The organism is Neptuniibacter sp. QD72_48 (assembly GCF_047778065.1).
GTDB lineage: Bacteria > Pseudomonadota > Gammaproteobacteria > Pseudomonadales > Balneatricaceae > Neptuniibacter.
Window position 1 is genome coordinate 1,353,389 of sequence record NZ_CP180547.1, and the last position, 22,292, is coordinate 1,375,680.

Annotated in this window: 21 protein-coding genes; 15 read left to right on the forward strand and 6 right to left on the reverse strand. The window is 42.6% G+C overall.

Annotation, left to right across the window (positions count from 1 at the left end; genetic code table 11):
* Nucleotides 1–51 precede the first annotated feature (51 nt).
* Nucleotides 52–1,221: a PP2C family protein-serine/threonine phosphatase gene (locus tag ACMXYX_RS05855; protein ID WP_415906634.1), complete on the forward strand. Its 1,170-nt coding sequence runs from the start codon at nucleotides 52–54 to the stop codon at nucleotides 1,219–1,221.
* A 2-nt stretch (nucleotides 1,222–1,223) separates the two neighbouring features.
* On the forward strand, nucleotides 1,224–1,712 hold the full coding sequence (locus tag ACMXYX_RS05860; protein ID WP_415881679.1) for an STAS domain-containing protein: 489 nt from the start codon (nucleotides 1,224–1,226) through the stop codon (nucleotides 1,710–1,712).
* 225 nt (nucleotides 1,713–1,937) lie between these two features.
* Here the strand turns inward: ACMXYX_RS05860 and ACMXYX_RS05865 are convergent, their stop codons facing one another.
* From ACMXYX_RS05865 to ACMXYX_RS05885, 5 genes are all read right to left on the reverse strand, one after another.
* A complete protein-coding gene (locus ACMXYX_RS05865) occupies nucleotides 1,938–2,546 on the reverse strand; it encodes a DUF2057 family protein (protein WP_415906635.1) in 609 nt (202 codons plus the stop codon).
* A 71-nt stretch (nucleotides 2,547–2,617) separates the two neighbouring features.
* A complete protein-coding gene (locus ACMXYX_RS05870) occupies nucleotides 2,618–3,583 on the reverse strand; it encodes a porin (protein ID WP_415906636.1) in 966 nt (321 codons plus the stop codon).
* Nucleotides 3,584–3,896: 313 nt separating this feature from the next.
* Nucleotides 3,897–5,447, reverse strand: coding sequence for a tripartite tricarboxylate transporter permease (locus tag ACMXYX_RS05875; protein ID WP_415906637.1), 1,551 nt, complete (start codon nucleotides 5,445–5,447; stop codon nucleotides 3,897–3,899).
* 4 nt (nucleotides 5,448–5,451) lie between these two features.
* Nucleotides 5,452–5,925 carry a tripartite tricarboxylate transporter TctB family protein gene (locus tag ACMXYX_RS05880; RefSeq protein ID WP_415897901.1) on the reverse strand — a complete coding sequence of 158 codons (474 nt, stop codon included), beginning with the start codon at nucleotides 5,923–5,925 and terminating at the stop codon, nucleotides 5,452–5,454.
* A 146-nt stretch (nucleotides 5,926–6,071) separates the two neighbouring features.
* Nucleotides 6,072–7,055: a tripartite tricarboxylate transporter substrate binding protein gene (locus tag ACMXYX_RS05885; RefSeq protein ID WP_415881674.1), complete on the reverse strand. Its 984-nt coding sequence runs from the start codon at nucleotides 7,053–7,055 to the stop codon at nucleotides 6,072–6,074.
* Between the two features lie 191 nt (nucleotides 7,056–7,246).
* Here ACMXYX_RS05885 and ACMXYX_RS05890 point away from each other — a divergent pair, with 191 nt between their 5' ends.
* The 4 genes from ACMXYX_RS05890 (at nucleotide 7,247) to hisA (ending at nucleotide 11,742) form a co-directional block, all read left to right on the forward strand.
* Complete coding sequence (locus ACMXYX_RS05890; RefSeq protein WP_415897902.1) at nucleotides 7,247–8,866, forward strand: ATP-binding protein; 1,620 nt, start codon at nucleotides 7,247–7,249, stop codon at nucleotides 8,864–8,866.
* 83 nt (nucleotides 8,867–8,949) lie between these two features.
* Nucleotides 8,950–9,651 (forward strand): response regulator, encoded by a 702-nt coding sequence (locus ACMXYX_RS05895; protein WP_415897903.1) that lies wholly within the window; start codon nucleotides 8,950–8,952, stop codon nucleotides 9,649–9,651.
* A 116-nt stretch (nucleotides 9,652–9,767) separates the two neighbouring features.
* Nucleotides 9,768–10,907 carry a murein transglycosylase domain-containing protein gene (locus ACMXYX_RS05900; RefSeq protein WP_415897904.1) on the forward strand — a complete coding sequence of 380 codons (1,140 nt, stop codon included), beginning with the start codon at nucleotides 9,768–9,770 and terminating at the stop codon, nucleotides 10,905–10,907.
* A gap of 79 nt (nucleotides 10,908–10,986) precedes the next feature.
* Nucleotides 10,987–11,742 carry a phosphoribosylformimino-5-aminoimidazole carboxamide ribotide isomerase gene (gene hisA, locus ACMXYX_RS05905; RefSeq protein WP_415881670.1) on the forward strand — a complete coding sequence of 252 codons (756 nt, stop codon included), beginning with the start codon at nucleotides 10,987–10,989 and terminating at the stop codon, nucleotides 11,740–11,742.
* Nucleotides 11,743–11,810: 68 nt separating this feature from the next.
* Here hisA and msrB read toward each other — a convergent pair whose 3' ends face one another.
* Nucleotides 11,811–12,845, reverse strand: a complete 1,035-nt coding sequence (gene msrB / locus ACMXYX_RS05910) for a peptide-methionine (R)-S-oxide reductase MsrB (protein WP_415884665.1) — start codon at nucleotides 12,843–12,845, stop codon at nucleotides 11,811–11,813.
* Between the two features lie 339 nt (nucleotides 12,846–13,184).
* Between msrB and ACMXYX_RS05915 the strand changes: the two genes are divergently transcribed.
* The 9 genes from ACMXYX_RS05915 to ACMXYX_RS05955 all read left to right on the forward strand — a co-directional run bounded on the left by ACMXYX_RS05915 (nucleotide 13,185) and on the right by ACMXYX_RS05955 (nucleotide 22,273).
* On the forward strand, nucleotides 13,185–13,391 hold the full coding sequence (locus ACMXYX_RS05915; RefSeq protein ID WP_415898233.1) for a DUF1289 domain-containing protein: 207 nt from the start codon (nucleotides 13,185–13,187) through the stop codon (nucleotides 13,389–13,391).
* A 220-nt stretch (nucleotides 13,392–13,611) separates the two neighbouring features.
* The gene (locus ACMXYX_RS05920; RefSeq protein ID WP_415881669.1) at nucleotides 13,612–13,896 is read left to right on the forward strand and encodes an STAS domain-containing protein; all 285 of its coding nucleotides are present in this window, start codon (nucleotides 13,612–13,614) and stop codon (nucleotides 13,894–13,896) included.
* Between the two features lie 32 nt (nucleotides 13,897–13,928).
* Complete coding sequence (locus ACMXYX_RS05925; RefSeq protein ID WP_415881668.1) at nucleotides 13,929–14,291, forward strand: response regulator; 363 nt, start codon at nucleotides 13,929–13,931, stop codon at nucleotides 14,289–14,291.
* Nucleotides 14,292–14,299: 8 nt separating this feature from the next.
* Entirely contained in the window at nucleotides 14,300–16,777 is a 2,478-nt protein-coding gene (locus ACMXYX_RS05930) for a chemotaxis protein CheW (RefSeq protein ID WP_415906638.1), read from the forward strand.
* A complete protein-coding gene (locus ACMXYX_RS05935) occupies nucleotides 16,774–17,301 on the forward strand; it encodes a chemotaxis protein CheW (protein ID WP_415881666.1) in 528 nt (175 codons plus the stop codon). The genes ACMXYX_RS05930 and ACMXYX_RS05935 overlap by 4 nt, the downstream gene beginning before the upstream one ends.
* Before the next feature lie 16 nt (nucleotides 17,302–17,317).
* Nucleotides 17,318–19,681, forward strand: coding sequence for a methyl-accepting chemotaxis protein (locus tag ACMXYX_RS05940; protein ID WP_415897907.1), 2,364 nt, complete (start codon nucleotides 17,318–17,320; stop codon nucleotides 19,679–19,681).
* A 69-nt stretch (nucleotides 19,682–19,750) separates the two neighbouring features.
* The gene (locus ACMXYX_RS05945; RefSeq protein ID WP_415897908.1) at nucleotides 19,751–20,590 is read left to right on the forward strand and encodes a CheR family methyltransferase; all 840 of its coding nucleotides are present in this window, start codon (nucleotides 19,751–19,753) and stop codon (nucleotides 20,588–20,590) included.
* A 5-nt stretch (nucleotides 20,591–20,595) separates the two neighbouring features.
* Nucleotides 20,596–21,210: a chemotaxis protein CheD gene (locus ACMXYX_RS05950; protein WP_415906639.1), complete on the forward strand. Its 615-nt coding sequence runs from the start codon at nucleotides 20,596–20,598 to the stop codon at nucleotides 21,208–21,210.
* Nucleotides 21,194–22,273: a protein-glutamate methylesterase/protein-glutamine glutaminase gene (locus ACMXYX_RS05955; RefSeq protein WP_415906640.1), complete on the forward strand. Its 1,080-nt coding sequence runs from the start codon at nucleotides 21,194–21,196 to the stop codon at nucleotides 22,271–22,273. The genes ACMXYX_RS05950 and ACMXYX_RS05955 overlap by 17 nt, the downstream gene beginning before the upstream one ends.
* Nucleotides 22,274–22,292 lie beyond the last annotated feature (19 nt).

Here is a 22,292-nt window from a genome sequence, read left to right on the forward strand (position 1 = left end):
GGATTTAACGTGGTTTCTCATGGATCCTAGCCTAAATTCAAGGCCTGATATATGAGGCAAGCATACCAAACCATTCTATTGGTCGATCATGTTGCAGAAGCAATTGATTCGATCGTCGACGCCTGTAATCAGCTAGACCTCCCGCCTGTAAAAATTTCTACAGCTTTTAGTAGTGATTACGCATTAGAATTATTAGAAGAGCACAGTTTCTCTTTGGTGATTGTTGGTGTAAGTGAGCGTTTAAAGCTGGTTGATCTTCAGCATTTAGCTACGTCACAAGCCCCGAAGCCAATCCTTGCGTTATTACCTGATAGTGAGGGGAATCAGGTGATGGCAGCGCTGAGAAAGGGAGCTAGCAATGTATTCTTACAGTCTGAAATCCTTGATCAAGGTCCAGCGTTCTCCCTAGCCATTAAATCCTTGCTCAATCAGGCGGAATTGATTGAGCAAAATCTTCATTATCGAGAAGAATTAGAGAAAAGTTTGGCTGAGCTTAAAGCAGATCAGCAGGCGGCTCATCAAATACAAAAAAACATGTTGCCTGCCACTGATGTTCAGTTAGGAGCAGTTCGAGCCCAGTATCTATTAATTCCGTCGTTATATTTAAGTGGTGATTTCGTTGATGCTGTTAAGGTCGATGACAAATTGACCCTATTTTACTTAGCCGATGTTTCAGGTCATGGGGCTTCTTCTGCACTTGTAACTGTTTTGCTCAAGAATATGACTAATCGGCTTTTGAGAAACTACAGACGGCAATCGAGTTTTGACATTTTATCGCCAAAAGATGTGCTCCATCGAATCAACGTAGAGTTGCTTGATACTGGGTTAGGCAAGCATTTGAGCATGTTTATCGGTTTATACAATGAAGCTGATGCTAGCTTAAGCTACGCTGTAGGTGGGCATCATCCTATGCCAATATTGCATGATCGGGATGGTTGTCGCTTCCTTGAGGGGAGAGGGATGCCTGTAGGTCTCTTTCATGAGCCTCTATATGATGAGAGAACATTGCAGCTGCATGCTGAGTTTGAAATTACATTGTTCTCTGACGGTATCTTTGAAGTATTGGAAGAGTCGAATATGGAGGCTAAAGAACAGCGCCTTATTGATGCGGTTTCTGGTACTAAAGGTGGGGGGCCGAACAGCATTCGAGATGCTTTACTTCCTAGTACTATTGATGCGGCTCCGGATGATATCGCAATTATGACGATTTGCAGGCAGTAATCATGCAAGAAGGGTTAATATATTCAGCCTTGGTTGAGGGGCGATTTGTCCTCAAATTCGTTGGAGATGTTCGTCTTACCTTATGTACTACTCTGGATTGCCATTTGGAACAATCTTTAGCTGATCCTTCTGTGAGTGAGGTTTTGATCGATCTGACGCAAGCAGAAGGGATTGATAGTACTTCCCTAGGGTTGATTGCGAAATTAGCGATTAAGGCTGATCATGCAGGAATGGATAAGCCTGCTCTTGTCTCAACAAACTCAGATATAACTCGAATCCTGTATACCATGGGGTTTGATCATATTTTTGTTCTGCTAGAAGAACTCCCGCCTTGCGTAGAAGATCTTAAAGAATTGCCGCTTGTGCAGGAATCTGTTGCTGAAATGCAGGAGAGAATTATTGCTGCGCACCGTATTCTTATGGATCTTAATGAGGCAAATCGTGAGGCTTTCCAAGATCTCGTTAATACGCTCGAATCTGTTAAAGAATAGATTTCTCACCAGTAAAGTTATAAACAGCTTTTGTGGATAACTTTGTTAATTGTTTATGGTTAAGTTGCTATAGGCCCCGTAAAACTTGGCTATTCAGCAAATTGCGTGAAAATAATACAGGTTGAAAAGTCTTTATTTTTCAGTGGGTTGAAATTTATTTTGGATGGTTTTTGTCAAGCTATTTTTCAAAATAAATCGTGCAGAGAGACAAAAACCTTCCCGCAATTATTGGATAAAGTTTTTAAAGGCCTCTTTAGTTTCAGAAGAGGCTTGTTGATATAAGCTTTTCAACAAAATCAGCTTCATTTGTTCATCAGTCACTTTATCTCCTTTTACAACAGAGGGTGTTTCAATGACTGAAACCTGCTGGCTAGCATTGCTGTTTGATCTATTAAAATCAGCTAGCTCTCTCTCAAAATCTATCCCTAAACGGAATCCCTTTAGTGGGAGTAGTTCTGCTTTAAATTGAATTGGGTTTTTGTCGTTTTTAAGTTTCCAGTTAAGCTCGCGGTTGAAAAGCTCTAACTGTCTTGCGGTTTTGATCTCAGGTGTTTTTAGTGTGAGGGTTTGTTTCTCTGAGCTAAATAAAAGTACACTTGGATGGCTTTGCTCTAGCTCATAATCGCTGCCATTTTTTATCTCTGCCGTGTAGGAAACAAGAAGTTGGTTATTCCCATCAGGTAGGTTTAAAGATCGATCGTTGGAATAAAAAGAGGATACATTTTCGCTGCCGTTGATCGCGTGAACTTTAATGCCTTCACCCAATATTAACTGGTTATCTGCCATTACATGAGGTGCTGAAATCAGTGTCACCAACAAAGCTAGTTTTTTCATGAGGTTCTCCAGAAAGTAAGAATGGCTCAATAAGCTTGAAGGGGAGGACCTATTGAGCCATCGTTTAGCTATTAAAACTTGATTTGCATGCCTGCAAGAACGTCGATTTCAGAATCAACGCTAGCATCGTCAAAACTTGCTTTAGCTACTTCGGCGAAGACTGATACGTTCTTCTGTGATGGGAATTTATAGGTCACGTTGGTGTACCAAGAGCTTGCATCTTGGTTGTCTGCATCAGAATCTACATTTACGTAACCTAGCGCTACTCGTGTTGTTTCTAGAGGCTGGAAAATAGCGACTAAGTTACTGATGTCAGCATCAGCTGTCGCTGGGTTGCCATAGTCAGTCGAACTGAAATCCGTTCCAAAAGTTGCAAAACCAGCATCGAATTTGGCACTAATACCCCAAGTATCATCTGAATAGGTCGAACCGCTAGCCTGATGAGTTTGGTAGGCTGCTGCTAGAGATAGTTGAGAAAGTTTAGTGCTAACAAATAGATCTGTTGCTTCACCATCTTCGCTGGCGTTGCCGTCTGATGCTATTTCATGTGATACAACTACAGTGGCATTATCAAAGCTTGCTTCTAGGCGGATAAGATCGTCGCCTGAGCTTTTAACTACATCAAATTGATCTTCATCAAGGATCGTTTCATAAGCCACTTCCACACCAAATTCGTCACCGGCCGTATTGGTTTTACCCACTTTTAACTTCAAATTGCTGTATTGAAGGCCTAGGTAAGCTTCTTCCAATTTGCTATCGCTTGCACTGGAATCATCGGCCGAACCGTTGAAGGAGAAATCCAGTTGGCCGAAGGCTTTAAGATCGTTACCTAGATCGTAAATGATTGTATTCTTCAGCTCTAAATCATCAAACTCTACGTCAAAATCATTGGCTTTTTTGTAGTCGTCACGTAATTGAAGCTGCCAATCGCCTTTAAGCTTATAAGTTAAGCCGTCAGCGCTGTAAATTGTTGCTGCCATGGACGTGCTGGTAGCGAGTGTTGCGGTAATAGCTACAGATAAAGCTAGTTTTTTCATGTTTGCCTCTTTTGTATTTTTTAGTACCTCTCGCTCAGATTTGTGTCGAGCACAGAGGGAAGCTTTGTATTTCAGTAAGTGACTCTTTGACTCGGGACAACTGGGACATCAGTTGTGAAATCCTAAGTGCTCAATAGCCGACTTAGAGTTTTAAAATGTCAAAACCGTGCTGCAAAATGGCATTCAGTTTGGGGTCTGCAGACACAGTTATCCGCTATTCCTCCTATGGATTAGTTAAAATTGAGTAAGATTGGAGAGCAGGAGTTTACAGCCTGACTTGTAAATTCCTGCTTATATCGAATTGAGGGTCGGGCTAGCCTTCACCCTCAGAGATAGCTGCTTCGCAACCTGGGGCCTTGCTGGAATTAGTTCTCTTTCTCCAAGCTTCGATGATTGGAGGAAGGACTAAAATTACGATTGCTGTAATGACGATACTCAGTGTCAGAGGACGCTCCCAAAGGAAGGCAAAGCTGCCATCAGAGATGGTTAAAGCACGGCTTAAGTTGTTTTCCATCAAACCGCCTAAGATAAAACCAAGCAGCATAGGGGCCATAGGGAACTCAAGTAGTTTTAGGAATATGGCTATAACCGTAATGATCGCCATCATGTGAATATCAAAGCTATTAAAGCTCACGAGATAAACACCAGTGATCGAGAAGAAAAGGATCAATGGGATTAAGATCGGTCTTGGGATAACCAGTAGTCGAGAGATATAAGGTATCAACGGCAGATTAAGAATCAGTAGTACCAAGTTACCAAAGTACATCGAAATGATGACAGACCAGAACACATCCGGGTTATCTAGAAATAAACGAGGGCCCGGCTGAATACCATAAGCAATTAATGCACCTAGCATAATTGCTGTTGTGCCTGAACCAGGAATGCCCAGCGTCAGAAGTGGTACGAATGAGCCTGTAGATGCTGCATTATTTGCAGATTCAGGTGCTGCCAACCCACGTAAAGCGCCCTTACCAAATTTGAGTTTTTCTTTGGCTGATGCAAGGTTACGTTCGAGGCCATAAGCAAGGAAAGACGCGATGGTTGCACCTGCACCTGGAAGGATCCCAATTAGGAAACCAAAGAAGGAGGAGCGGCCAACGGTAGGGGCTACGTGCTTAACTTCTTCTTTGCTTAGCTTCATGCTGCCTAGTTGGCTCATATCCATAGGTGCTTCTTTCTCGTTATGCTGACCCTTAAGGACAGTCATAACTACCTCGGTTAAAGCAAAGGTTGCCATAGCTAAAAGCAAGAAGCTGATACCATCGATCAAATCGACGCTGCCAAACGTAAATCGGGTTGTACCAGATGTAACATCTGTACCTACAGTAGCGATCATCAAACCTAATACGGTCATGATGAGTGCTTTGATAACTTGGCCTTTACCAGAGAATGCAGCTACAGCAGTTAAACCAAGAATCATCAGGGCAAAGTAATCGCTCGATTGAAAACTCAACGAAACAGAGGCTAATGCAGGTGCTGCAAATAGCAGTACCAGTGCACCGATAGTGCCGCCTGTAAATGATGAATATGCTGCAAGTGCTAAAGCTTTACCTGCCTGCTTTTGTTGAGCAAGCGGGTAACCGTCAAAAGAGGTTACAACTGTGCTCGCACAGCCAGGAGCGTTGATCAAAATCGATGAAGTTGAGCCACCAAAGACCGCACCGTAATAAACTCCGGCCATCAAAATAATGCCAGAAGATGGGTCTAGTCCGTAAGTGATTGGGATCATCAGGGCTACTGCTGAAATAGGGCCTAAGCCTGGTAACATCCCGATAAACGTGCCTGCAAAGCAGCCAACAACGACCATCAATAGGTTAAAAGGCATCACCGCAGTGGTAAGCCCGGTAATAATTCCGTCTAACATGGGATCAGCCTCCAAAAATTACAGTTAACGCTTTACCTGGAGCCAGATAAATATCGAGTAGTTGAGTTAGTGCGAACCATAGGAAAATGGCAAAAGGCACTGATGCAATAAATAGGGTCTTGGGTCTTCTTTCGCCTAATAGCCAGTAACCACCGACTAAAAAGAAAATGGTAGAAATTAAGAAACCTAGCCATTCAAGTGCTAACGCAAAAAGTACAACGATCAGTAATAATTTGATTACTAATGGGAAGTCATACCCTTTAAGAACTAACTTTTGGTCATCGCTAGATTTGGTTGTAGCCAGCAGTAAGATGGACAGTACGCCACCTACTATTGCCAAAGCATTAGGAATTGTTTGTGCGTGGAACGGTTCGAATTCATCACCAGGCAGTAAAGGGATCTGAGTTGCATAGTAGCCGTAAGCTACAGACAAACTGAGAAATACCAGACCACCAATATGATCTTTGCATAAGGTCATGAGGATCCTCCTGCTATGGCAGAGGCCATAACTGTCTATTTAAAAAAAACCGAGGGCCAGTCGACAGAGGCCAAAGGGCAAAGCCCTCGGTAAAGAAGGCCTGACTTAATCTAAGTCAGGGATATTGCTGCGAAATGAGAGTGTGTTTACTTAAGAAAGCCAAGCTCGCGCATTAGGGCGCCAACTTCTTTTTCCTGAGATTCTAGGAATGAGATAAATTCAGGGCCTGGTTTGAAAATCTCTGTCCAGCCATTACGTGAACGTACCGTTTCCCACTCAGGCGTGTCGTACATTTTTTCTAGAGATTCGATAAATTCTGCTTGTTGGGCTTCACTTGTACCTGGTGCCGCGAAGAAACCACGCCAGTTAACAAATGTAGTGTCATAACCAAGCTCTTTTAAGGTTGGGACGTCTGGCGCAGCTTCATTTCGTTCGCTACCTGTCATGACTAGAATACGTACTTCGCCTGCTTCAGCTAGGGCAAGCGCTTCACTGAAACCGGTTGATAGCAGTTGTGTTTCACCAGATAAAAGGCCGGCCATTGCTTTACCGCCTGCATCGTAAGCAACATAGCGAACTTGACGTGCATCGCCGCCTGTCGCTTTAAATGCCATTGCTGCAACTAAATGATCCATGCTGCCGCGAGCCGAACCGCCTGCGATCTTGATAGAACGTGGGTTGGCTTTGTAATCAGCTACAACTTGCTGGAAGTCGGTGTATTTTGAATCTTTCTTAACTACAAAGGCGCCGTAATCACCAATAGTTGCAGCGATTGGTGTTAGGTCACGGAATGATTGTGGGAATACTTTGGATAGTGAACGAATCACGATAGGTGTCGAGTTCACCATCAAGGTGTCTTGCTTCTGTTCAGCTGTCTCGATTAAATGAGCAATAGCTTTACCGCCGCCACCGCCAGACATGTTTTCGTAGGAAATAGTATCAACAATACCTGCTTTAGATAGTGCTTCACCTGTGCCGCGGGCCGTTGAGTCCCAGCCACCGCCTGCACCACCAGGGATTAGAAAGTGAATACTTTCCATTGCTTGAGCTTGGTAGGAAACACCTGCTGTCATGCATGTAGTTAATACGGCCGCCATCAGAGTTTTTTTGCTTTTAACTTTACCGAACATCGAGATCACCTCGTATTTATTTTTGTGATGCCTACAAAGTAGTGAGGTTTATTCGACAAATGAAGCTTATGAAATTAAAGGCTTTTTAATCCTTAAAAATCATTTTGTTCATAATGTTTACGGGGCTTTTTAATCGAGGTTAGCTAAGCTTTAAAGTATCTAATGATTAGGGTATTTAGCGAGTTCACTGAATGAGTTTGGATATTAAAGTGTTAAGCCGATTAAAGCTTAAGAGCCGTATGATTCTGATTTTGGGATTAATGGCGATTGTGCAGACAGGCTTTATCGGTGTTTTTGCGGTCCATTACCTGCATAAATCGCTAGATGAACAGATTGGTCAAAGAGCGTTAGATGTAGCGAAAACAATTGCTGTCGCTCCACAGATCATCGACGCAGTACAAAGGGGCGATAGCCAATATTTACAGCCTTTAAGTTTACGTTTGGCAGAAGAAACTCAAGCTCGCTTTGTTGTGATTGGAGATAAGCAGGGGATCCGTTTAGCACATCCACGAACAGAAAAAATTGGTCGGCCAATGTCTGATGATGAAGGTGACGATAATGCACCGGCGCTCGTTGCAGGTAAGGGATACCTTTCTAAAGCTTTAGGTAGCATGGGGTGGTCGATGCGAGGGAAAGCGCCGATCTTTTCAAATGAGGGTGAGGTTATAGGTCTGGTATCGGTTGGCTATCATCTTGATCAGGTCGAAAACATTATTGAAGAGTATCGGATTACACTGATCGCTGTTATAGGGGCGTCATTTTTATTAAGCGCAATGATTGCTGTTTGGTTCGCTAATCACTTTAAAAGAGCCATTTTTGGCTTGGAACCAGAGCAGATCGCTCGTTTATTTGATGAGCAAAGAGCAACGTTAGAATCGGTGCGTGAAGGGATAATCGCTATCAATAATGATGGACAGATCACAACCTTTAATCGAACAGCTGTGGAAACACTAGGCTTAGCCGATTATGCAGAGCTGACTGGGCGTCACATATCAGAAGTGTTACCTGACAGTACAATGCTAGAGGTGCTAAAAACAGGGCAGCCGCAATTCGACGAGGAGGTCTGGCTCTATGGACATAACCTTATTGCGAACCGTCTGCCTTTAAAACAAGGTGATCAGATTACTGGAGTTGTTTCGAGCTTTAGACGCAAAGACGAATTAGCGATGGTGAGTAAAAAACTAACGCGAATTCAGCAGTATGCAGACAGCTTACGCAGCCAGTCACATGAATATTCTAATAAGCTGCATACTATTGCTGGTTTGATTCAGATAGGGGCAACTGACGAGGCTCAGGCGCTTATTGGTCAAGAGGCACAAAGTCATCAAGAGTTGATCACGTTATTACGTCAAGCGGTCTCCGATCCTGTATTGGCTGGGTGTTTGTTAGGTAAATATAACCGTGCTAAAGAGATGGGACTTCACCTCATTATCGATCCCGATAGCAGAATGTTATCGTTACCGGACAAGCTTCCTCGAGAGCACTTAGTCAGTATTATTGGCAACTTAATCGATAATGCGCTTGAAGCTACATGGGAGCATACCGGTTTAGGTGGTGAGGTTGCGCTTAGTATGTTGGATCTGGGTACAGATCTAATTTTTGAGATTGAAGATCAAGGCCCAGGTATAACCGAAGGCGATCAGGAGAAAATCTTTGAAAAAGGATATACCAGCAAAGCTAAAGATGGGCACGGAATAGGGTTGCACCTAGTTAAACAGCTTTTAGGTAATTTAAATGGCACAGTGACTTGTGAACTAGGAGAAAAAGGGGGGAGTCGGTTTATTGTCTATATCCCTAAAGCTCAGGAGTGAGACTTATTAGTAGGTTCTAAGAAATGAGTATTGCTAAAGATGGATACTCAGTGAAATAAAACTCAATTAACAAGTATAAAAAGATGAGTGATATTCGGGTTGTTATTGCAGAAGATGATCAGCAAATAGCTGAGATACAAAAACGGTTTTTAGAGCGTATCTCTGGATTTGAGTTAGTTGGGATTGCCCACGGACTGGAAGAAGCTGAGGACCTAGTTGAGGTTCTACAGCCAGATCTTTTATTACTTGATATCCAGTTTCCTACAGGTACGGGTTTGGATCTATTAAGGAAGTTACGTTCAGGTAATCAGGGAACGGATGTCATCTTAATTACCGCTGCTAAAGAGGTGGAAACATTACGGGAAGCTCTACGTGGTGGTGTCTTCGATTATATTTTAAAACCACTGGTTTTTGACCGACTACAAGAAACACTCGAAAACTATCAACTCCACCTGAAAAAGCTCCAAGCGATGGAATTATTGGCGCAAAGCGATGTAGATACACTCTTGCCTAGATCGAGTGGGCAAAATTCAAGCGTTTCAACTGTTACAGGGGAGGTTCGCCTACCTAAAGGGATTGATGGTATTACTTTGGATAAAGTGCGAAATGTATTTTGTACAGTAAATACTCCACTGAATGCTGAAGAGGTGGGTGAAGAGATTGGTGCTAGTCGAACTACGGCAAGGCGGTACCTAGAATTTCTAGTCAGTACTAATGAGCTCTCAGCCGAAGTTAATTATGGCAGTGTGGGACGTCCGGAGAGGCGGTATACACAAATTAAGTAAGTGTTTTGAGAATTGATCGTTGCGGCCGATAATCTGATTAGGTTAGTGTTTTAGATCAAAGTTGAGCTGAAGATTGTTTAAGTTCTTCGTCCTTATTTCACCTGATTAGAGGCTTTATGCTCACACGTAGACGCTTTTTACTGGGTTTACTTCCTTTAGGTTTGGCTGGCTGTACTACCCATGATGCATTTCGAATAGCCACCAGTGTTGCAAGAGGTCAGAGTGTTGAAGGTGCGCTTACCTCGCATGCTAGAAGCAAAGCGACAGGTTGGGTGACCAACCCTAAAGGATTGGTAAATGACTTTAAAAAATTCTCACAACTGATTAGCAGTGTTTGGGGGGAAGAAGAAGCGTTACAGCCAACTCCAACGACCTATGTTAAATATACCGATCAATATTTGAGTCGAGGAGTGGTCGACTTTGAAAAGGGACTTATTCGAGTTGAAACTTTAGATCAGGGCAAGCTACAGAGCGCGATAGTTACCTTACTGCTGTCTCCAGAAGATCCTACCCAAGTGGACCTATACTCTGATGCGCCGGTTACCTTGGGTGGAGAGCCTTTTCTCTACCAGCAAATATTAGACAACGAGGGACAACCTGTAAGATGGGGTTGGCGTGCTGAACGATATGCTAAATACCTTATCGCAAATTCGCTGCAGAAACGCCAAGTTAAGATGGCTGATGGGGTAAGTAAAACAGAGTATTTTGTTAAGTTACCACTTATAGAAAAGCACCGTTTGAAAAGACGCTACCGTTACGCAGCTTTGGTGGATAAGTATTCTCGACAATACAATCTCAATCCCTCCTTAGTGTATGCGATCATTGAGACCGAAAGTCACTTTAATCCTTTTGCGGTCAGCCATGCTCCAGCTTATGGACTCATGCAGATTGTGCCAACAACGGCTGGACGAGATGCCCATCAAGAGATCTATGGTCGCGCCGGTACTCCTTCCAGAAATTATCTATTCAATGTCGAGAATAATATCCGTATGGGATGTGCTTATCTGCATATTCTGCAAACACGCTATTTAGTTGAGGTAAAGGATCCTCAGAGCAAAGAGTTTTGCATAATTGCTGCTTATAACGGTGGTGTAGGTAATGTTCTTCGAAGTTTCTCTAGTGATCGTCGACAAGCAATTAGTGTGATTAATCGATCATCTACTTCTAGTGTTTGGCAGAGATTGCAGAGCCGTATGCCATTAGAAACCCAGCGGTATTTGGTTAAAGTGACTGATGCTAAGCGCCGTTATGTATAAGAATCAAATAATTGGCATATACCTAAAGCGATTCGCTCTATAAAATAGCGCCTTTCAGCTTCGATGATCAGGAGATAGCGTGACACAGTTTCGTCCATGTATCGATCTGCACCAAGGGCAGGTTAAGCAAATTGTTGGTGGTAGCTTGCAAGATAGTGGTGCTGATACCAACTATGTCAGCCCTTATGATGCGGCTTATTATGCGGAACTTTATCAGCAGCATAACCTGACGGGCGGTCACGTCATTGCCTTAGGGCCTGGTAACAAAGAGCAGGCTTTATTAGCGCTATCAACCTGGAAGGGCGGCCTGCAGTTTGGTGGTGGCGTAAATAATGAAAATGCTGCTGAGTTTTTAGAAGCAGGTGCATCTCACGTTATTGTTACTTCTTATCTATTCGATCAAGGCCAATTTAGCTGGGAACGTTTAGAGAGAATTAAAGCTGAAACTGGTGCTGATAAGCTTATTTTGGACCTTAGCTGCCGTCGTACGGAAACCGGTTGGAATATAGCGACCGATCGTTGGCAAACGGTGACGAGTCTAGCGGTTAATGAGAATACTTTGTCAGAATTAGGTGAGCATTGCGCTGAATTCTTAATCCATGCTGCAGACGTTGAAGGTTTGCAGGGTGGTATAGATCAAGAGCTAGTTAAGCTCTTAGGAAAAGCGTGTTCTATCCCTGTAACTTATGCTGGTGGGGCGCGTTCTCTAGAAGATCTAAAGCTGGTGGATCAGCTTTCTCAAGGCAATGTCGATCTTACAATCGGTAGCGCCCTAGATATCTTTGGCGGTAAGGGTGTCACTTTAGAAGAGTGTATCGCGTGGAATGCTCGATAAAGTAAATCAAGGATAAGAAAAAGGCAGCGAATCTCGCTGCCTTTTTTTATTTGTGTAGATGGGCACTTTTATTTAAAAAGCTGTGCAAATTGCTCATAGCCTTGGGCTGTTAGCTCCTCTTTGGGTACAAAGCGAAGAGAAGCTGAGTTTATGCAATAACGTAAGCCTGTAGGAGCTGGTCCATCATTAAATACATGGCCCAAATGAGAATCAGCTCGTGAACTTCTCACTTCAACTCGTTTCATAAAGAAGGAGTTGTCCTCTTTCTCTACAATTTCTACCCCCTTGATCGGTTGAGTAAAGCTCGGCCAGCCGGTACCGGACTTATATTTATCCGTCGATGAGAAGAGCGGTTCACCACTGACAATATCTACATAGATACCTTCACGTTTTTCATCCCAATACTCGTTATCAAATGGTCTTTCTGTGCCATCTTCTTGAGTTACTTTGTACTGAAGTGGACTTAGATTAGATTTCAAATAGTGCTCAGATGGTTTTACGAATTGCTTGATACGGTAGTCAGCATCTGAACTTTGGCCTTTGTATTGGGATAGGTCATGTTTAGCATTTTCACCCCAAACCTTTGATAAAAATTGATCGCGACCAGAACCATTACGGTAGTAACTATAGCGAAGTGGGTTTTTCGCATAATAATCTTGGTGGTAATCCTCAGCAGGGTAGAAGTTCTTAAAAGGTGCGATTTCAGTCTCTAAAGGTTTACCGTAAACGCCAGACTTTACTAGTGCATCAACAGATTGGGCGATTGCCTGTTTTTGTGCTGCATTATGATAGTAAACAGCTGGACGGTACTGTTTCCCTCTATCAACAAATTGACCATTTCCATCGGTTGGGTTCATAACGCGCCACAGATGTTCGAGTAGGCCTGCGTAAGAGATGATTTCAGGGTTGTAGTAAACCTGGATCGCTTCAGTGTGTTTGGTTAAACCGGCAGAAACTTCTTTGTAATTTGGATTTGCTTTCTCTCCACCGCTATAACCCGAAACGACTTGAACAACCCCATCAAGCTTTTCAAAATCTGATTCCGTGCACCAGAAACACCCGCCAGCGAAAGTAGCTATCGCAAGCTGATTTGATTGTGTTATTGCTGGTGCAGTTGATAGGGTGGCTTGCTCATTTCCGGTGGATAGGGTGGCAATACCGACGCCAAGAATTGAAATGGCTGAGATGGCAATTATTTTTTTCATTTCTACAGAACCTGTAAATACTGGTAATGCTCATTTAGAGAGCCGGCTACACAAATGGTTCCCTAAAAACTAAAAGGCCTGTATTAGCGAATGCTGAAGAGCGGAATGATCAAAGTTTGCTATGCTGTTAATGAGGAGTATTCCTCACTTAATTGCGGAAGGAGCTAGGTGTCGGTACATCAAATTGTAATGGTTTGCCGTTATGGTTGTTGCCGGTTTGGCCAAAGGAATGAGGTTATGCTTTCTAAATCCAATCCCACTCAAATTGAATCACCTTGTGTAAGAAATTGTTGTCTGAATGATCAGGATATTTGTGTCGGGTGTTTTCGATCTTTAGACGAAATTCTTCGCTGGAGTAAAGTTTCAGAAGAAGAGCGTTCTATGATTCTCAAGAATACAGATCGTCGTAAAGCGCAGTTGTCTTCTATTAGGTTGAATGGCTGATATCTATCAGTCTATCTTTGTATGAACACTGGCTGATATATAAACACTTGTTATGATTTTTAGCAATATGCTGAAATTTAAGCGTTTTATAGGAAATTTCCTTTGACATATCAGGCTAGTTAGGCGAATTTTATAGATACTTTTTTATACCCCTTAGAAATTAGAGTGTATTAGGGGAGTATAAGGGCGTAAGTCATACAGAAAATAAGGAACATCTATAATGGGCGCTGACAGTGTATTAGCAATGCCTGAAGAGCTATCTATTGCAAATGTAACTGAATGGCAGCAAAAGTTAGGCACTTACATTAACGCGGCTGATTCTATCGTTTTAGATGGCGAAAAGCTCACTCGAGTAGATACTGCAGCATTACAGCTGTTAGCGGCTTTTTGTTTGAAAGCTCAAACTTTGCAAAAAGCGGTAAAGTGGATTAACCCTTCAGATTCTCTAGTTAAAACTGCATGTCAGTTAGGACTAGAAAAAACTCTATCGCTAAAAAATGATTAACCTGCTCAGGAATTAAGTGGAGATTTTTATAAATGGCTAGCATCTTAGTTGTTGATGATTCGGCTTCTCTAAGAAATATGGTGACCTTTACCCTTAAACAGGAAGGCTACCAAGTAGTAGAGGCGGCTAATGGGCAGGAAGCTTTAGGTAAGGCACAGACAGGTCGTTTTGATTTAGTTTTGACTGATGTAAATATGCCGATTATGGATGGTATTACTTTATGCGCTGAACTGCGTAAGTTACCAGCTTTTAAATTTACACCAATTTTAGTTTTAACTACTGAAAGTTCCCCTGAAATGAAGCAGAGGGGTAAAGGTGCGGGTGCAACTGGTTGGCTTGTTAAACCATTTAATCCTGAGAAGCTTCTTAGCACTATTAAGCGCGTAGTACGGTAGATAGAACTATGAGTATTGATCTATCGCAGTTTATAGCTACTTTCCTTGAAGAGAGCTATGAAGGTTTGGAGGTGATGGAATCCAGCCTTCTAAACCTTGATTCAGCCGATGAAGAAACGATCAATACCATTTTTCGTGCAGCTCACTCTATAAAAGGTGGTGCAGGCACGTTTGGTTTTAATGAAGTCGCAGATTTTACCCATGTAGTGGAAACACTGTTGGATGAACTGCGCAGTGGCAAACAGTCAATAACGCCAGAACTCGTTAACCTCTTATTAGAGTCGGTAGACTGTATCAAAATGTTGCTTGAAGCAGCTCAAGATGGCCCTGAAGTTGATGCAGCCCAGATCCAACAGGTACAACAGCGCTTAGAGCAAGCTTTAGGTCAAGAACCTTCTCAAGATCAGATAGCCTCAGAGACAACCGAAAGCAACTCGGTAGAAACTGATGTGAAACAATCGTGCTGGAATATAACGTTTATCCCTCATCGTGATCTGCTTCAGGCAGGGCACGAGCCTGCGTTTATGTTTGAAGCATTAGCTGATCTAGGCGAATTGACTGTAACACCAAATCTTAAGGATCTACCTGAATTATATTCGCTAACCTCTGAAGAGCTATTTCTTTCTTGGCAGTTACAGCTTGTATCTGAAGATTGTTCTGAAGAAGACATTCGAGAAGTTTTTGAATGGGTAGAAGATGAGTGTGAACTTGAAGTTTCTCAAGGTGAAGCCTCCTCTAGTGTGGAGCTGCCAACAGATTCTGAAAGCAGCGATGCTGGCTGGTCCATCTCATTTATTCCTAGCCCTACAATTCTTGAAACAGGCAATGAACCAAGTTTCATGTTTGAAGCCTTAGAGGAGTTGGGAGACCTCAAGATTCAAGTAAATCTAGAGCGGTTAGTTGATTTTGATAAGCTAAACCCTGAGCAATTGCTACTCTCGTGGAATCTAGATCTTGTATCTGAATGCAGTAAAGCAGATATAGAAGAGGTTTTTGAGTGGGTTGAGGATGAATGTACTTTAGGGATTGAAGCTAAAGTACAGAAACTATTCTCTACAGAGGATAGCGAAGAGCCAACTGAGCAAATTGCACCACTACAAAGTGAAGAGAACGCCCCAGTTCAAACGCCAAACCCTGGTATAGAGCCAATTGCAGAACCTAAGTCTGAGCAGCAACAATCAAGCCCATTAGCTAAAAATCAAACCAATACCGCTCGTAAACCAAAAGCGGCTGAAAGTAGTTCAATTCGGGTCGATACAGATAAAATTGATGCCTTAATTAACCGGGTTGGTGAATTGGTAATTACGCAAGCCATGCTTGGGCAGGTAGGTGATGAGCTAGCCGAAATTACAGGTGGTTCGGAAGTTGAGCGTCTGCAATCGGGTTTGGAACAGTTAGAGCGAAACACACGTGATCTGCAAGAAGATGTGATGCGTGTGCGCATGCTGCCAATTAGTTTTGTTTTCAACCGTTTCCCGCGTTTGGTTCACGATGTAAGCGGTAAGCTTGGTAAAAAAGTAGAACTTGTTATCACCGGCGAGCAGACTGAGATCGATAAGACAGTTATGGAGAAAATAGGTGACCCTATGGTTCACCTAATTAGAAACTCCCTTGATCACGGTTTGGAAGCGCCAGAAGAGCGAGTTGCCGCGGGTAAATCCGAAGTTGGAAGAGTGGAGCTTAATGCTTACCATCAGGGCGGTTTTATCATTATCGATATCACTGACGATGGACGTGGATTAAACACCGAAAAGATTTATCAAAAAGCATTGGATAACGGTCTTATAACAGCCGATCAGCAACTTAGCGACAGCGAAATTAATGAACTTATCTTCAAACCGGGCTTTTCTACGGCGGATGCCGTAAGCGATCTGTCGGGTCGTGGTGTTGGCATGGACGTGGTACGACGTAACATTGAGTCGTTAGGCGGACATGTTAGCGTTACTTCTGAACCGGGCCATGGTTCGACCTTCAGTGTGAGTCTGCCTCTGACCTTAGCCATTCTAGATGGTCAACTTGTTCGAGTTCATAACGAAACTTACATTGTTCCTTTGATTTCTATTGTGGAAACAATCCTTGCTAACAAATCCGCGATGAGCCCTATTGCGGGTGAAAATAAATTGCTTCATTTCCGCGAAGAGTACATACCGCTAATTAATCTTCGTTCTCTATTCAAGTTACCAATTGAAGAAGATCATCAAGATACTCATTTAATTGCCATTGTTGAAAATGGTGGTCAGAAAGTTGGTCTAATCGTGGATGAGCTTTTTGGTCAGCAGCAAGTAGTTATTAAGAGCTTAGAGGTTAACTTTAAGCGCATTGAAGGGTTTGCTGGCGCAACTATCCTAGGTGATGGCAGTGTCGCTCTTATTCTTGATATAGCAGGTCTGATGAAGCGCGGTTTGGATTTTGGAACGGCTAAAGCGGCACAGAAAAGAAACGAAATATCTCGGAGTGAGCAGGCTAATCAGGGAGCTGTGGCATGACAGATACTGAATGGCAGGAACAATCTGAGCTTTTAGAACAAACAGCAGATGGGCACCAATATCTTAGTTTTCTACTCGATAATGAAGAGTACGGCGTGGATATCTTAAGGGTTCAAGAGCTTAGAGGCTGGACACCAGTAACGCATGTCCCAGATATGCCTGATTACCTTAAAGGTGTTTTAAATTTACGTGGGGCTATTATTCCTGTAATTGATCTACGTTTGCGGTTTGGTCTAAAACCTGTGGAATATGGGCCTACAACGGTAGTGATTGTGATCAATGTCGATAGTGGCAGTTGTCAACGCGTTATGGGAATTATTGTTGATGCAGTTGCTGAGACATACACACTTGCTACGAATCAAATACAACCAGCACCACAGATAGGTGGCGTGATAAATGCTGAATTTATCACAGGCCTAGTGGCGCAGGATGACAAAATGATTGTCCTGATGGACATAGATGAATTAATGAATTCCGATGAGTTGGCGATCGATGCGCCAACAAAAGCTGAAGTGGAAGCATAGGGGCGGAGGATAAGAAATGAAAATCAATGAGCCGGTTACGGATCGCGAAGTTAAGCTCAGAGATGGTCAGGAACTTGTTACAAAAACAAACCTGAAGGGGATTATTACTTATACCAATCCGGACTTTATCGAGATCAGTGGATTTAGTCGGGATGAGTTAGTGGGTAAAAACCACAATGTGGTCCGTCACCCCGATATGCCTCCAGCTGCTTTTAAAGATCTGTGGGAGACCCTTAAGTTGGGCCGCCCTTGGTCAAAATTAGTAAAAAACCGTTGTAAAAATGGTGATTACTATTGGGTTAAAGCCAATGTGACCCCTATTTTCCGTAATGGTGAGATCGTTGAGTACATGTCTGTACGTACTCGTCCAAGCCAGGAAGAGGTCGAACAGGCTACTGCTCTTTACGCGAAGTTAAAGCGCAATGAAGCAAGCATTCCGTCACCAAATGCTGTTCCTAAGCAGAATCTAGGTGGTCAGATCAACCATCATGCGGTGGTGGCGGTTGTTGCAGCGCTGTTGATTAATGCTGCCATTTACTTCATGGGACTACCTGCGGAAGCATTGATGATTGGTCCTGTTGTTGCCTTCCTGATTGTTCTGTTCGGTGCCAATAACTGTTTGAAAAACAGCGTTATTAAGCCTTTAGAGCAAGCTAGACGTCACATGCTGGATATCAGCGAAGGCGAATATTTAGCACCAATACCACTGGATGAGCCTGGTGAAACGGGTGAGCTGAAACGAAATGTAAAAATTCTCGCGACGAAACTTGGTTATGAAGTAAATGATGCCAAGGAGGCAGCGAACCGCGCTTCTCGTATCAAAGTTGCGCTAGATAACGTTTCTTCTAATGTTATGCTGGCCGATAATGATGGCAATATTATCTATTGTAATGATGCTGTTCTTAGCATGATGAGAAATGCAGAAGAGGATATTCGTCAGCAGTTACCTGATTTTGATACCGACGCTATTCTTGGTTCTAATTTTGATATCTTTCATAAGAATCCTGAACATCAGCGTCGTATGTTGGAAGGGCTTAAGACTACTTACAAAGGGAAAATTAAAGTTGGTCAGCGTAGCTTTAGTTTGATTGCGAACCCGGTAATTGATGAAAGCAATCAACGTTTAGGTACAGTCGTTGAATGGATGGATATTACTGATCAGCTTGTTGCAGAAGACCAAGTTGCTAATTTGATCCAAAAAGCTTCACAAGGCGAATTGAATGAGCGTCTTGATGTCGAGCTTTACAGTGGCTTTATGGCTAATATTGCATCGGGTGTTAACCAAATGCTGGATGCGGTTGTTGAGCCTATCCGTGAAGTCAAACGTGTCTTAAGTGCGATGTCTGATGGTGATTTAACCCAGCAAATGTCAGGTAATTTCCAAGGCGAATTCGCAGAACTAAATGAGGCTCTAAATAGCTCCTTGCATAACCTGAATACTATGGTTGGTGAGATTCGAACGGCTGGTGCAAGTATTACAACAGGTGCTTCTGAAATCTCCAGTGGTAACACAACTCTAAGTTCTCGTACCGAAGCGCAAGCTGCTAGTCTGCAAGAAACTGCAGCGAGCATGGAGCAGATGACCAGTACGGTTAAGCAAAATGCGGATAATGCCGATGAGGCGCGTAATCAAGCAACAGATGCTCAGAAATTGGCAGAGAAAGGCGGTGAAATCTCCAATAAGGTTGTGACCTCAATGGGAGATATCCGAGCGAGCTCTACCAAAATTGCAGAAATTATTGGCGTGATTGATGAGATCGCTTTCCAAACTAACTTACTTGCATTGAATGCTGCTGTAGAGGCTGCCCGAGCGGGTGAGCAGGGCCGAGGTTTTGCAGTAGTTGCATCTGAAGTGCGTAGCTTAGCTCAACGAAGTGCAAGCGCAGCGAAAGAGATTAAAGAGCTTATTAGCGATAGCGTAGAAAAAGTGGAAGAGGGTGGTCTATTTGTAGACGAATCCGGTAAGGCTTTAGCTGAAATTATGGAAGCGATTAAAAATGTTTCTACAATCATCAGTGAAATTGCTGCTGCCAGTCGTGAACAAGCTATTGGTATCGAACAAGTTAATATTGCTGTAACACAAATGGATGAAGGTACGCAGCAAAATGCGGCTTTGGTAGAGGAAGTTGCAGCTGCATCTGCTTCTATGGAGGAGCAAGCAGGCCAGCTTCAAACTTTGGTTAACCAATTTGAAGTTGTTGAAGCTGAGGGTCAATCCAGCATAGTGCAAGCTACTGCTAAATCTGAAGGTGTTAGTCGCCTAAGGGAGCTAGCAAACCAGAATATCCAAACCGAACGAAAACCTGAAGTTAAGCGTACAGTACCAAAACAGCCAATTGTGAGTGCTGGTGCTAGTGGAGATGAGTGGGAAGAGTTCTAAGTAATATCTAAACAGTCTACTAGGGCAAGGTAGGCTGTTTACTACTCTTCTTAATTTCAGGGAACCTTAATGGCATCAGATTCTACTAGATCCCGTGAGTTTACCTTTACAAGGAATCATTTTGTTAAGGTAAGGGATGAATTGTACGATTATGCTGGCATTGTACTGGCGGATCATAAGCAGGATATGGCTTATAACCGTTTGGTACGTCGTTTAAGAGAATTAAAGCTTTCTAATTTTGATGATTACTTTTCTTTTTTAGATAACAACCCGGTTGAATTTAGCCAATTTATCAATGCGCTTACAACAAATCTAACGGCTTTCTTTCGTGAAAAGCATCACTTTGATTTTATAGCGAATACCATAATTCCTGAGATTGAACAGAATGGCTGTTATCGGGTTAGAGCATGGTCGGCAGGTTGCTCTTTAGGAGAGGAGCCTTATAGCTTAGCCATGACGCTGCTGGAATCAGGTCTTGATCCTTCTTGCTGGGACATCCGCTTACTTGCGACAGATATAGATTCAAAGGTTTTAAGTAGTGCGAAATCGGGTATTTATTCAGACGATAGAATTAAAAACCTACCAAGTAATCAAGTTAAACGCTGGTTCTTAAAGGGAAAAGGTTCGCATAAAGGTTTTGTGAGAGTAAAACCTGAACTTCAAGATTTACTTAAATTTAATTATCTGAATTTGATGCAAGATTGGCCAATAGAAGGTCCTTTAGATTTTATTTTCTGTCGGAATGTAATGATCTATTTCGATCAAAGTACTCAGGCGAGATTATTGGATCGTATGCATGCTTTACTTAAACCAAATGGCTACCTGTTTGTCGGGCATTCAGAGGCTTTAGCTCGCCATGCAAGTAACTTTGAATTAGTGGGTAAAACCATCTATAGGAAGGTTGGGTAAGCTGGATGACGATGGATGTAAAACGCCCTAAGGGGGTTTCCGGTTTCGAGCATTTTAATTCTTTCTGGGAACCGCGCTGGGAGCTTTATGCTGTTAAGGTAAAGCCTGGTGAGTTTTATATCGCTAATGACGAATTAGTTATTACGACTTTATTGGGCTCTTGTATTTCGGCTTGTATTTTTGATCCGGTAACCAGCTACGGCGGGTTAAATCATTTTATGTTGCCTACAGGTGGACCAAATGATGATCTACAAAGGTCCTCTCGATATGGTTTATTTGCGATGGAACAGCTAATTAATGAGCTAATGAAACATGGCTGTTTACGTGAAAATTTACAGGTAAAGTTAACCGGCGGTGGGAATATGATGTCTGGTATCGCCAATATTGGTCAACAAAACATAGATTTCATTCTTAAGTATATAGATGACGAAGGCTTAAAACTGATAGCCTCAGATTTAGGTGGAGATCAAGCTCGCCGTGTTGCATTTTTTCCAACAACTGGTCGTATGTTAGTCAACAAGCTTGATCATCGTGATGACCAGTGTGTAATTGCTGAAGAGCGCTCTTACCAAATTGATGTTGATCAGCATCTAGATGATTCAGATGTTGAACTGTTTTAAAGGAAATTACCCTGATATGGAAAAAACTCGGGTATTAATAGTCGATGATTCTGCTTTGGTCCGTGGTGTGATCAGTGAGTTATTGTCCATGGATTCTAGTATTGAGGTTGTAGGTACCGCTGTTGACCCATATGATGCTAGAGACAAAATTAAGCAATTAAAGCCAGATGTTCTAACGCTTGATATCGAGATGCCAAAGATGGATGGCATTACGTTTTTAAAGAATATAATGAAGCTAAATCCGATGCCGGTGGTTATGCTGTCAACGCTCACACATGAAGGTGCTGATGCTACTCTGCAATCCTTAGAAATAGGGGCTGTAGATTATATTGCTAAGCCTTCAAATACACAGTCAGATGATCATCTAGAGCTATTTCAGTCTGATTTGGTGGCGAAAGTCAAAGCTGCGGCTTCTACTTCTGCAAAGCTGAAATTTAACCGAAATCATCGAGAACAAATATCCAAAGTGGTTTCCAAAACGCCTTTAGTGCGTGCAAGAAATCAACTTGTTGCTATAGGGTCATCTACTGGTGGTACTGAGGCTCTACATCATATTTTGGCTTCATTGCCTGCCAATATGCCACCGATAATCATTACCCAGCATATCCCAGTTAGCTTTAGTGATCGTTTTGCAAATCGTTTAAATAAAAATTGTGATTTAAACGTTGCTGAAGCAAAAGAAGGTGATGTACTCAAACCTGGTCATGTATATATCGCACCAGGAGATTCCCATTTATGCATTAAACAGAAAGGGCATGAATATATTTGTGTGTTAGATGATGGTGTTCCGGTAAATCGCCATAAGCCTTCTGTGGAAGTAATGTTTAATTCTATTGCTTCTTTAGATCAAAGGAATATAACAACGATTATGCTTACGGGTATGGGTGAGGATGGTGCTGTTGCTATGAAAGGCCTTGTGGATAAGGGTGCTCATTCCATTGTTCAAGATGAGGCTACAAGTCTCGTATGGGGAATGCCGGGCACTGCTGTAAAGCTAGGTGCAGCTAAAGAGGTTGTTCCTTTAAATGATATTGCACAACGGTTGGTGCAGCACCTGTCATAATTTTGAGTGATTGAGGTTA

Bases quoted from the DNA above. Each gene is read 5' to 3' on its own strand.
- ACMXYX_RS05855 (WP_415906634.1), top strand. From the start codon at position 52: ATGAGGCAAGCATACCAAACCATTCTATTGGTCGATCATGTTGCAGAA.
- ACMXYX_RS05860 (WP_415881679.1), top strand. From the start codon at position 1,224: ATGCAAGAAGGGTTAATATATTCAGCCTTGGTTGAGGGGCGATTTGTC.
- ACMXYX_RS05865 (WP_415906635.1), bottom strand. From the start codon at position 2,546: ATGAAAAAACTAGCTTTGTTGGTGACACTGATTTCAGCACCTCATGTA.
- ACMXYX_RS05870 (WP_415906636.1), bottom strand. From the start codon at position 3,583: ATGAAAAAACTAGCTTTATCTGTAGCTATTACCGCAACACTCGCTACC.
- ACMXYX_RS05875 (WP_415906637.1), bottom strand. From the start codon at position 5,447: ATGTTAGACGGAATTATTACCGGGCTTACCACTGCGGTGATGCCTTTT.
- ACMXYX_RS05880 (WP_415897901.1), bottom strand. From the start codon at position 5,925: ATGACCTTATGCAAAGATCATATTGGTGGTCTGGTATTTCTCAGTTTG.
- ACMXYX_RS05885 (WP_415881674.1), bottom strand. From the start codon at position 7,055: ATGTTCGGTAAAGTTAAAAGCAAAAAAACTCTGATGGCGGCCGTATTA.
- ACMXYX_RS05890 (WP_415897902.1), top strand. From the start codon at position 7,247: ATGAGTTTGGATATTAAAGTGTTAAGCCGATTAAAGCTTAAGAGCCGT.
- ACMXYX_RS05895 (WP_415897903.1), top strand. From the start codon at position 8,950: ATGAGTGATATTCGGGTTGTTATTGCAGAAGATGATCAGCAAATAGCT.
- ACMXYX_RS05900 (WP_415897904.1), top strand. From the start codon at position 9,768: ATGCTCACACGTAGACGCTTTTTACTGGGTTTACTTCCTTTAGGTTTG.
- ACMXYX_RS05915 (WP_415898233.1), top strand. From the start codon at position 13,185: ATGCTTTCTAAATCCAATCCCACTCAAATTGAATCACCTTGTGTAAGA.
- ACMXYX_RS05920 (WP_415881669.1), top strand. From the start codon at position 13,612: ATGGGCGCTGACAGTGTATTAGCAATGCCTGAAGAGCTATCTATTGCA.
- ACMXYX_RS05925 (WP_415881668.1), top strand. From the start codon at position 13,929: ATGGCTAGCATCTTAGTTGTTGATGATTCGGCTTCTCTAAGAAATATG.
- ACMXYX_RS05930 (WP_415906638.1), top strand. From the start codon at position 14,300: ATGAGTATTGATCTATCGCAGTTTATAGCTACTTTCCTTGAAGAGAGC.
- ACMXYX_RS05935 (WP_415881666.1), top strand. From the start codon at position 16,774: ATGACAGATACTGAATGGCAGGAACAATCTGAGCTTTTAGAACAAACA.
- ACMXYX_RS05940 (WP_415897907.1), top strand. From the start codon at position 17,318: ATGAAAATCAATGAGCCGGTTACGGATCGCGAAGTTAAGCTCAGAGAT.
- ACMXYX_RS05945 (WP_415897908.1), top strand. From the start codon at position 19,751: ATGGCATCAGATTCTACTAGATCCCGTGAGTTTACCTTTACAAGGAAT.
- ACMXYX_RS05950 (WP_415906639.1), top strand. From the start codon at position 20,596: ATGACGATGGATGTAAAACGCCCTAAGGGGGTTTCCGGTTTCGAGCAT.
- ACMXYX_RS05955 (WP_415906640.1), top strand. From the start codon at position 21,194: ATGTTGAACTGTTTTAAAGGAAATTACCCTGATATGGAAAAAACTCGG.